Origin of the sequence: Bacteroides sp. (genome assembly GCA_036351255.1) — a bacterium.
Taxonomy (GTDB): Bacteria; Bacteroidota; Bacteroidia; order Bacteroidales; family UBA7960; genus UBA7960.
Genome location: JAZBOS010000108.1, coordinates 1 through 7,839 on the forward strand (window position 1 = coordinate 1; position 7,839 = coordinate 7,839).

Sequence of the window (7,839 nt, forward strand, 5' to 3'; positions counted from 1 at the left end):
AAGGACAAAAAGGACAAAAAAGACAAGTCTCCTTTTTGTCCATGCGGTTCAATTGTTGCATGAACTTCCTGCCTGATTTTTTTGTAATCATCACACTGTAAGCGTTTAACAAAGCCCATTTTAAGAAAAAACCTGAATATTCCGGTAAGAGTTATATGAGTAACCCCAGATTTAGGGCCAACCTCTTGGTAAGCCTGGTGGGTGAATCCGGCAGGCAATAAATCCTGGGATTCTGAGTGCCGAAAGCATCATGCAGATCCTGAAAAAGAAGAATTCCCGACCCAGGGTTTCAAGATACGCATCCGGCCCTTGCTTATCCTCCCTGTAAAAAACATCCCTCCAGGGTTCACATTCATAGTAAAAAATATGAATCTACTGAAAAGCCCTTTTTCGTTGATGTGGACCAGCCCAGACACCTGCATCACTTTCTGAAGAAAAAACAGGGAAATGGACAATTTTAAGGGTTTGTCTTTTTTGTCCTTTTTGTCTTTTTTGTCCTTTCCCTGGTGAAAACAGGGAGAGATGCTTACGGGGGGACAAGGGCTCTTTAAGGGGTCGGGATCCTTACAGGATGACACAGGCGCTCCGAAAAAAAGAGGGAGGCCATGCCTCCCCCTTTTTCCGCCAGGCGATGTTGCTGGCCAGGGTCATGCCTTATCTTTCCACATCCCACCAAACGCGGTCGAAGATGGTGACATCTTCCGGGATGTTGGGCGAATTGTGAATGGTTTCGTCGGCGGGGTAAATAAACCTGCGCGGAAGCTGCGGGCTGGTGCTGCCTGAGGTGGAACCCTGGTAGGGGGTCAACTGGGGGAAACCTGTGCGGCGCCAGTCGCTGAACACTTCCGGGTTCAGAAACAGGGCGATGTATTTGGCTTCGATGATTTGCTGCAGGCTGACGTTTTCGATCTCCGCGTGAACGGCTTCCCATTCGGGGTCGCTGACGTTGTATTTCTGCAGCGAAGCTTTCACAGCCAGTTCAAAGGCTTCATCGGCCAGGGCCTGTTGTCCGGTGCGCTGATACACTTCCGCTTCAATAAATTTTTGCTCCACATAGGTCATGAGCAATACCGGAGCCTGCTGGTCGGCCACCGAGGTGCCGATAAAGGAGGCATTGAAGTTGTTCTCGCCGGGTGCGCTGCCCCTATACTCATTATCGGTGGTGCTTTTCCTTACAAAGACCGGCAGACGGGGATCGCCGGTTTCCTTGAGCTTATCCACGAAATACTTACCCATCCGGGTGTTGCGCACCGTATTGTCGTAATAAAAATGGGGGTTGACCTGGTTGCCCGTAAAATAATACTCCATATCGTCCTGGTTACTGGAAAACATATTGCCCGGGATGATGGAGTTCGCCGCAATGTCGTAGTTCCCGGCCTGGTGTGCCAGACGCAGGGTATAGCGCAGGCGGATGGCATGGGCCGCCTTGATCCATTGCTGCATGTCGCCGCCATAAATCAGGTCGTGGTCTTCGCCGGGCTGAATGGTGTCGGTGCCGATGGCCTGGTTCAGATCAACGATGGCTTCGTTGAGCAAACCCAGGAAATACATATAGATATCGCTCTGGGTGTCGTAGGGGGGGTAAAAGCCGCTGATATAATCGAGGGAAGAGGTGTTGGGGATATCGCCCCAGGCATCAGTCATCATCCCCAGGTTCCAGGCAAGCAGGATGCGGGCAATGCCGCGGTACGACTTGCTGCCCAGTTCATCGGCATTGGCTACGATGCCGTAAAGATTGGGATAGGTACTCTTGTAATACAGATTCCAGGGGTCGTCGAGGTAGCTTTCCTGGAGGTTATAAATATCTACAGCGCCGTGCACGCCCCGGATGCCGGCCAGTTGTTGCATCCACTGATTCTGAAACCGGCCATAATCAGTGCCGGAAAAATAAGCCACCAGGTATTGGGTGCCGGGCAGCAGGGTTTCCAGTTCGGCCTTATAATCGGGTTCTTCGGGTTCGGGAAACAGGTTGCACGATGGGATGCTCACTAGGAGCATAAGGAGCAGGAAGACATTCAGGATACGGGTTTTCATTTTGGTTATTTTTTGGTGCTTATCTCCATCAAAAAGAATGAAAAAAATACCTCCCTGGTATTTTTTCAGGGCCATAAAAGTACTAAAATTTTACAAGACTTTGCTGAAAGGCCTGCTTGCTATTGATCTTTATTAGGCTTGCTTGTATTATCATATGTATATTATTATATAAAATAATTAAATTGGGAGATTAAATAATGCAATTAGTTTTTTTTAATAAATTTGAAAAGTCCTGTTGAAGGGGTTCTTACCTCTTCACAGGATTTCTGTACAACCATAAAACAATTAAATTTTAATCAAATGAAGAGGACATTAATTGTATTAGGAATTCTGCTGTTCACGGGTTTTACCCTGCTCGGGCAGCAGATCCGCGTAAGCGGAACGGTCACGGATGCCTCTGATGGGTCGACACTTCCCGGTGTGACGGTTCTCATCAAAGGCACCATTCAGGGCGCTACCACAGGGATCGACGGACGCTATGAGCTGAATGTAAGTCCTGATGGGGTGCTGGTTTTCACCTTTATCGGGATGAAAAGGGTAGAAATACCTGTGGAAGGCCGTCAGGTCATCAACGTAGTGCTTGAGCCTGATGTGGCCCTGCTCGATGAGATTGTCGTTGTAGGTTATGGCACGCGGTTAAAATATGAATTGACCGGGTCCATTTCTTCGGTACGTGCCGAAGACATTGAATCGCACACCCTGCCCAGCATTGAGACGGCCCTGCAGGGTCGTACGGCCGGGGTCCACGTGCAGGCCGGCAGCGGCAAACTCGGCCAGGGCATCCGGACCCGGATCAGGGGATCTTCCTCTATCACAGCCAGCAACCAGCCCTTGTACGTGGTGGATGGGATTCCCATTGTGTCGCAAAGCTTGGGGGATGCAGGTAATGAACCCACCAACCCCCTGGCTGACATCAACGCCTCGGATATTGAATCGGTGCAGGTGTTGAAGGATGCTTCGGCAGCGGCCATTTATGGGTCGAGGGCTTCGAACGGGGTAATTATTATCACCACGAAAAGGGGTAAGGAAGGCCGTACCCGTTTCAATGTTTCCACCCAGTTGGGTTTCAGCGAGCCTTCCAACTACGTGGGCTTCCTGAATCGTGCCCAGTACCTGGAGATGTTCAGGGAGGCGTATACCAACACGGCAGGAGATCCCTATGGCAGTTATTCAAGTTTTGACAGTTGGGAAGATGCCCTCGACTGGGGGCTGGCCTATTGGCGAGACATTGAAAACCCGACCGACCTGAATAAGGGCCCGGACGTAAACTGGGAAAAAGAAGCCTTGCGCAGAGGGGGGAACCGGCAATTTGATGTGTCGGCTTCCGGCGGATCCGAGAATACGCAATATTACACCACGCTTTCGTTTATGGACCAGGTGGGGATTGTCAATGGCAACACCTTCGACCGTGTCAGCGGCCGTTTGAACCTCGACCAGAAGGCCACGGAAAGGCTTTCCTTTGGCATGAACATGAACCTGATTCGCTCGCGCAACTTCAGGGTGGCCGACGATAATGCTTTTGCCACGCCATTACAAATGGTTGCGTTACCACCCATGGACCCTACCCACGACCCGTATACTGGTGAGCTGAATTCACTGACCTTGTATGAGAATGGGTTGATTGTAAGGAAGTATAATAATTTTGACACAGAAGTATTCCGCAACCTGGGAACGGTATTCGCCAACCTTGAAATTTTACCTGGGCTTACGTTCCGTTCGGAAGCGGGGATTGACATCCTGAACCAGCGTGAAATAGAATACCAGGGCAGGCTGACCAACGATGGCGGGCCTTCGGGCTATGCCTACGACCGTTCGGTCACTTCCAAAATTTTTAATATGGAGAATTATTTCACCTTTAATAAGGTGTTTTTTGATGATTACGACCTGAACCTGGTGGCGGGTTCCAGTGTCCAGCGGGCTGATTTTGATTTCGCTGCCATTGAGGGGCGGGGATTTCCCAACGACCAGTTTAAGCGCATTGCCAGTGCCTCCGAGATCACTTTCGCCACAACCAGTGGCACAGGCTACCGCTATGCATCCTTCTTCTCACGCGCCAATATGAAGCTGTTCGACCGTTACCTGGTGACGCTCAGTGCCCGCACGGATGCTTCTTCCCGTTTTGGCAGGGATAACCGCTGGGGCTTCTTCCCGGCCCTTTCAATAGGCTGGGTGGTCACCAACGAACCTTTCCTGGCCAACAACAAAACCTTTAGCTTCCTGAAGCCTCGTTTCAGCGTAGGTCAGACCGGGAACTCCGAGATCGACAACTTTGCTTCACGGGGTCTTTACCTGGGAAGCAACTATGCGGGCTTGCCGGGGATGATCTCAAGCAGCATTCCCAGCCCTGACCTGCGCTGGGAAACCACCACCCAGTATAACGTGGGTATTGACTTTGGTTTCCTGAATGACCGCATCTCGGGTGAGATCGATTATTATGAAAAATATACCGAAGACTTGTTGCTGAGTTCACTGGTTCCCGCTTCAACCGGATTTACGAGCGTTTACATGAATGTGGGCAGCCTGGAGAACAAAGGCTGGGAGTTTGTGATCAATACGGTGAACATTGACCGGGCGTTCAAATGGAATACCAACTTCAACATTGCCTTTAACAAGAATATAGTAACGGATATCGACGATCAGATCATTGCTTCCGGCATTTGGCGTGTAATGGAAGGGTATCCCATCGGGGTATTCTATACCAAGGAATATATAGGTCCAGACCCCGAGAATGGTGATGCCCTGTTTTACCGGTACGAGGATCCGGATTCGACGGCTACCACCACTTCGCTGGCCCAGGCTGAGAACCGCATCGTGGGCGACCCCAACCCTGATTTCTGGGGTGGTTTCAGCAACAATTTCCGTTACAAGGGCTTTGATCTGAACATCATGCTGCAGTTTGTCTGGGGACATGATATCTATAACGGAGGTCGTCAGTGGCAGGCCGATGGTTTTTCGTGGTTTGACAATCAAACCCTGGATATTTACAACGACCACTGGACGCCGGATAACCGTGATGCCAAGTATCCGCAGCCGCGGTTCTGGACTGGCAACGGCTATGGAAGGTCGAGTTTGCTGATCTTTGATGCTTCCTATATCCGCCTGAAGGACGTGACCCTTGGATATACCCTGCCTTCACAACTGGTGCAGCGTGCCAACTTCCAAAGCATCCGTGTTTTTGTCAGGGCATACAACCTCTGGACCTATACGGAATATCCGGGCTGGGACCCTGAGGCAGACTCTGCGGGAACGGGTCTTTCCAATCAGACCCTGAACATGACGCCGGGCTGGGACTTCTATACGGCCCCCCAACCCCGGACCATTACCTTTGGGTTAAACTTAACTTTTTAAGGCCTACCGCCTGAATTAATCATAAAAAAATTGAACGAAAATGAAAACAAAAAAGATCATTTCATTCATAGGAATGCTTCTGGCGGTGGTGTTGCTCCAGTCATGTGAGAAGTTTCTCGATGTGGAGCCCCAGCAGTCAGTAAGCGATGAAACCATATACGGAGATCACGACGGGGTGCAGAATGCCATCAACGGCGCCTGGGAACGGATCGCCGGGCCCCAATTGTATGCCGGCACCAGTATTTTTCACAGTGACCTGGTGGCCAATGAAGGCGACCTGAACTGGTTAGGTACTTTCATTCAATACCGCCAGATGAACTGGAAATCGTTTGACCCGACCAGTGGCGATATTTCCGCCAAATGGATCAGGGCCTACCATGCCATTGACCTGACCAATAACGTTTTGGCTAGTTTGGATGTGGTCAGGGAAAATGAAAAGAACCGCATAGAGGGGGAGGCCTTGTTTATCAGGGGCATGCTGTATTTTGAACTGGTGCGGTTTTATGGCCTGCCTTTTGTCAAGGGCGAGGCTAACACGCAGCCGGGTGTTCCGCTGGTATTGACCCCCACGGCAGGCATCAATGAAAGCAGTTATCCTGTCCGGGCCAGTGTGGCCGACGTTTATGCCAGTATTCTTTCCGATCTGAACGGGGCCAAGGCCAAACTGGCGGCCTTTACCAGTTCGGGTGACAACGGCGGCCGGGCTACTGCCAGTGCCGCAGCGGCTTTCCTGGTGAGGGTTCACCTGGCCATGGAAGAATGGCAACTGGCGGCCCAGGAGGCTACCTTTGTGATTGACAATTTTGGAGGATATTCGGCCCTGCTGGATGACCCGAGAGATTGCTTTAACAATGATGACTATTCATCGGAAGATGTGTTTATGATCCTTCAGGACGCCTTAAGTAATGCAGGCCAGTCAAATGACGGGATCACCACCTTCTTTGCCAGCCTGAAGGGCCTGGGACGCGGCGATGTGGCTATCACTGATCAGCATATGACGCGTTATGAGCCCGCCGACCTGCGTGCCACTTATGTGGCTGACCCCGGCATCGTCACCATTGCCGATGTGCCCACCATGTTTTACAAGGGGGTGGGTACGCGTCCCAATAACCGCAACAGCAGCAAATGGGGCAAGCACGATGCCAACATCCAGGTCATTCGCCTGGCAGAGATGATCCTATCGAGGGCAGAGGCCAACTTCCGCAATGGAAGCGCTATTGGGGCTGAACCCCTGGATGATATTATGGCCATCCGCAACCGCGCCAATGCCTCTGAATGGGAAAGCCTGACGCTGGATTTGATTCGCCAGGAGCGCTTTCGTGAACTGTGTTTTGAGGGACACGCCCTGCACGATCTGCGAAGGTTCAGGGGCAGTGTCGTAGCCCCCTCTGGTTCACCCTATGTGGGTGAAACCATTCCCTGGAACGATGGCCGCCTGGTGATGCCCATCCCCCAGCGTGAGATGGATGTAAACCCCAACCTGGTCCAGAATCAGGCCTACCTTTAATGGTTTTTGTTTTGTTTTTTTAAAAGGGCCGCTGCCTGAAGGCAGCGGCCCTTTTGCTTTTTTAAGAAGATGATTTAATTAATATGATAAGGAACAATTCATTACGAGGGGAGAGACGGATTAATAGGATATATATGAAACATATGTAACCGTAATCTTATATAAAAAAGTTTTAAATTACCAAAAAAATTAACTTTCGTTAACAATATCCTGCGATTTTTTATACATTTACCAATTGAATGAATCAGATATTTTGGTTTATTCAAGTTAACCAACAGATTTACAAACTAAAACCAACAAAACATGAAGCGAATTCTGATCCTGACCGGATTGTTGCTGCTGATGGGCATGAGCCTGTATGCGCAAACGATCCGTGTAACAGGAACGGTAACCAGCCAAGAGGATGGTATGACCATTCCTGGCGTTTCGGTAATGGTACGCGGAACCACGGTAGGTACCGTTACGGACATTAATGGGCGCTACGAGATCCAGGCTCCGCCTGACGGCGCATTGATCTATTCGTTTATAGGGTTTATGACCCGTGAGGTGAGGATTGATGGGCGCGAAGTGATCAATGTAGCCCTGGAAGAAGAGGTGTTTGAGATTGAGGGGGTTGTTGTGACGGCCCTTGGTATTTCGCGCGAGCGCCGGGCGCTGAGTTATTCGGTGCAGGGTGTTTCGGGCGAAGACATCTCGGAAGTGAAGGATGCCAACCTGGTGAACTCCCTCTCGGGTAAAGTGGCCGGTGTGCAGGTCACCAATGCCAGTGGTGCCATAGGTTCTTCCTCGCGCATCACCATCAGGGGTAACAGTTCCTTTGGCAACAACCAACCCTTGTTTGTCATCGACGGGACCCCGGTCAGCAACTTTGCCACAGGTGTAGACCAATGGGGAGGCACTGACTATGGGAATGCCATCATGGACCTTGACCCATCCAACATTGAGAGTAT

General features: G+C 50.7%; 5 protein-coding genes. 3 read left to right on the top strand and 2 right to left on the bottom strand.

The genetic code is table 11. The features are described 5' to 3' along the window. Together V2I46_10495 and V2I46_10500 are read right to left on the bottom strand one after the other, a co-directional pair. The coding region (locus V2I46_10495) for a hypothetical protein (GenBank protein MEE4177928.1) at nucleotides 1-218 on the bottom strand (218 nt) is incomplete at its 3' end. A 436-nt stretch (nucleotides 219-654) separates the two neighbouring features. After that, a complete protein-coding gene (locus V2I46_10500) occupies nucleotides 655-2,034 on the bottom strand; it encodes a SusD/RagB family nutrient-binding outer membrane lipoprotein (protein ID MEE4177929.1) in 1,380 nt (459 codons plus the stop codon). 300 nt (nucleotides 2,035-2,334) lie between these two features. On the opposite strand from V2I46_10500, the gene V2I46_10505 reads away from it, so the two are divergent. The 3 genes from V2I46_10505 to V2I46_10515 all read left to right on the top strand — a co-directional run. After that, nucleotides 2,335-5,382: a TonB-dependent receptor gene (locus V2I46_10505; GenBank protein MEE4177930.1), complete on the top strand. Its 3,048-nt coding sequence runs from the start codon at nucleotides 2,335-2,337 to the stop codon at nucleotides 5,380-5,382. A 40-nt stretch (nucleotides 5,383-5,422) separates the two neighbouring features. Further along, nucleotides 5,423-6,889: a RagB/SusD family nutrient uptake outer membrane protein gene (locus V2I46_10510; protein MEE4177931.1), complete on the top strand. Its 1,467-nt coding sequence runs from the start codon at nucleotides 5,423-5,425 to the stop codon at nucleotides 6,887-6,889. 303 nt (nucleotides 6,890-7,192) lie between these two features. Beyond that, nucleotides 7,193-7,839: carboxypeptidase-like regulatory domain-containing protein (locus V2I46_10515; GenBank protein ID MEE4177932.1), on the top strand; the 647-nt coding region annotated here is incomplete at its 3' end.